This is a genomic window from Aeromonas enteropelogenes (assembly GCF_000819845.1).
GTDB classification, from domain to species: Bacteria; Pseudomonadota; Gammaproteobacteria; order Enterobacterales; family Aeromonadaceae; genus Aeromonas; species Aeromonas enteropelogenes.
This window is the reverse complement of the sequence record NZ_CDCG01000015.1, coordinates 13,444-15,752: the sequence shown is the minus strand read 5'-3', so window position 1 is coordinate 15,752 and position 2,309 is coordinate 13,444. Positions and strand designations below refer to the sequence as shown.

2 protein-coding genes are annotated in these 2,309 nt (G+C 61.3%); both read left to right on the top strand.

Annotated elements, in window-relative coordinates:
- The first annotated feature begins 123 nt into the window (after window positions 1–123).
- A complete protein-coding gene (gene dnaB, locus BN1123_RS05665; protein WP_041210543.1) occupies window positions 124–1,518 on the top strand; it encodes a replicative DNA helicase in 1,395 nt (464 codons plus the stop codon).
- Between the two features lie 210 nt (window positions 1,519–1,728).
- Window positions 1,729–2,309: alanine racemase (gene alr, locus BN1123_RS05660; protein ID WP_042025813.1), on the top strand; the 581-nt coding region annotated here is incomplete at its 3' end.

Sequence of the window (2,309 nt, the reverse complement as noted above, 5' to 3'; positions counted from 1 at the left end):
GCAAGGGGGAGCAGACCCTGGTCTGGCCCTTCATGATGGTGTGAATAAGCCAGAATAGGGCTCGCCGTGCCTGGCTTTCTTTTGTAAAATTCCCGTCCCCTTCCCGCTGCGGTTTTTATGTGTATGGCAGAGCAAGTGACGGCGAAAAAAGACGCCAAGACACAACAGCTGAAAGTACCTCCCCACTCTTTTGAGGCCGAACAGTCCGTACTGGGCGGCCTGATGCTGGACAACGACGCCTGGGATCGGGTTGCCGAGCGGGTGATCGACAAGGATTTCTATAGCCGTCCGCACCGCCTTATCTTCCAGGCCATGACCCGCCTCTCCAATGCGGGTAACCCCATAGACCTCATCACCTTGCAGGAGGAGCTGGAACGCTCCGAACAGCTCGAAGAGGCCGGTGGCTTCGCTTATCTGGTGGAGATCGCCAAGAATACCCCGAGTGCCGCCAACATCAACGCCTACGCCGAAATCGTGCGTGAGCGTGCCGTGGTGCGGGAGATGATCTCGGTCGCCAACGAGATAGTCGAAGCGGGCTACGAGCCCCAGGGGCGTACCTCCAACGATCTGCTGGATCTGGCTGAGAGCAAGGTGTTCCAGATCGCCGAGCAGCGTACCAGCGCCAACGAAGGGCCCCAGCCCCTCAAGCTCATCCTCGAGCAGACCGTCGACAAGATTGAAGAGCTGTTCAAGACCCCGCACAACGGGGTGACCGGCGTCTCCAGCGGCTACAACGATCTGGACAAGATGACCGCCGGCCTGCAGCGCTCGGACCTGGTCATCGTCGCGGCCCGTCCCTCCATGGGCAAGACGACCTTTGCCATGAACCTGTGCGAGCACGCGGCCCTCACCGCCGACAAGCCGGTACTGATCTTCTCCCTGGAGATGCCCTCCGAGCAGATCATCATGCGTATGCTCGCCTCGGTGGGGCGCATCGACCAGACCAAGGTGCGGACCGGTCAGCTCGATGACGAGGACTGGGCCCGACTCTCCTCGACCATGGGGCTGCTGCTCGAGAAGGGCAAGATGTACATCGACGACTCCTCCGGCCTGACTCCGACCGAAGTGCGCTCGCGCGCCCGTCGGGTGGCGCGGGACAACGGCGGAATCAGCATGATCATGGTGGACTACCTGCAACTGATGCGGGTACCCAGCCTCTCCGACAACCGTACCTTGGAGATCGGTGAAATCTCCCGCTCCCTCAAGGCATTGGCGAAAGAGCTGCAGTGCCCGGTAGTGGCGCTCTCCCAGCTCAACCGAAGCCTGGAACAGCGGGCCGACAAGCGCCCGGTCAACTCGGATCTGCGGGAATCGGGCTCCATCGAGCAGGATGCTGACTTGATCATGTTCATCTACCGCGACGAGGTCTATCACGACGACAGCCCCGACAAGGGGATCGCCGAGATCATCATCGGCAAGCAGCGTAACGGCCCGATAGGAAGAGTGCGTCTCACCTTCCAGGGGCAGTTTTCGCGGTTTGACAACTACGCGGGCCCTGCGTTTGATGATGACTACTGATGAACAATCCGCAGGGTGACACCAACTCTGGAGTCACCATTGCGATCTTGACGGGGAAGGTTCTCGCAAGAAGGCCAACCCTGCCTCCAGAAACAGTTTTCCCGGTTCGACAATTCTGCCGGTCCGGCCTTAGACGATGACATTTGAGGGCTGACACCACCCGGTGCCTGACGCGTTGGCGCGTTATCATGCCCTCGTAAGGGAAAACAGATGAAAGCGGCAATTGCCCAAATCGATACAGCGGCCCTGCGCCACAACCTCGCCGTGGTCAAACGCCACGCCCCCGAATGCAAGATCATCGCCGTGGTCAAGGCCAACGCCTACGGCCACGGCCTGCTGCCGGTCGCCCGCACCCTGGTGGATGCGGACGCCTATGCGGTGGCCCGCATTGAAGAGGCCCTGATGCTGCGCTCCTGCGCCGTGGTCAAGCCCATCGTGCTGCTGGAGGGCTTTTTCAGCGCCGCCGACCTGCCGGTGCTGGCGGCCAACAATCTGCAGACTGCGGTACACACCTGGGAGCAGCTCGAGGCGCTGGAGCAAGCCGAGCTGCCAGCCCCCGTGGTGGCCTGGCTCAAGCTCGACACCGGCATGCACCGGCTCGGGGTACGGGCCGAGGAGATGCCCGCCTTTATCGAGCGTCTTGGCAAGTGCAGGAATGTGGTGCAACCGTTCAACATCATGACCCACTTCAGCCGCTCCGATGAGCTGGAACAACTCACCACCCGTGAGCAGATCGATCTGTTCAGCAAGCTGACCGCGCCGCTCAAGGGTGAGCGAGCCATGGCCAACTC

What these genes read in the sequence shown, in the direction of transcription:
- dnaB (WP_041210543.1), top strand. Translation starts at nt 124, where the DNA reads ATGGCAGAGCAAGTGACGGCGAAAAAAGACGCCAAGACACAACAGCTG.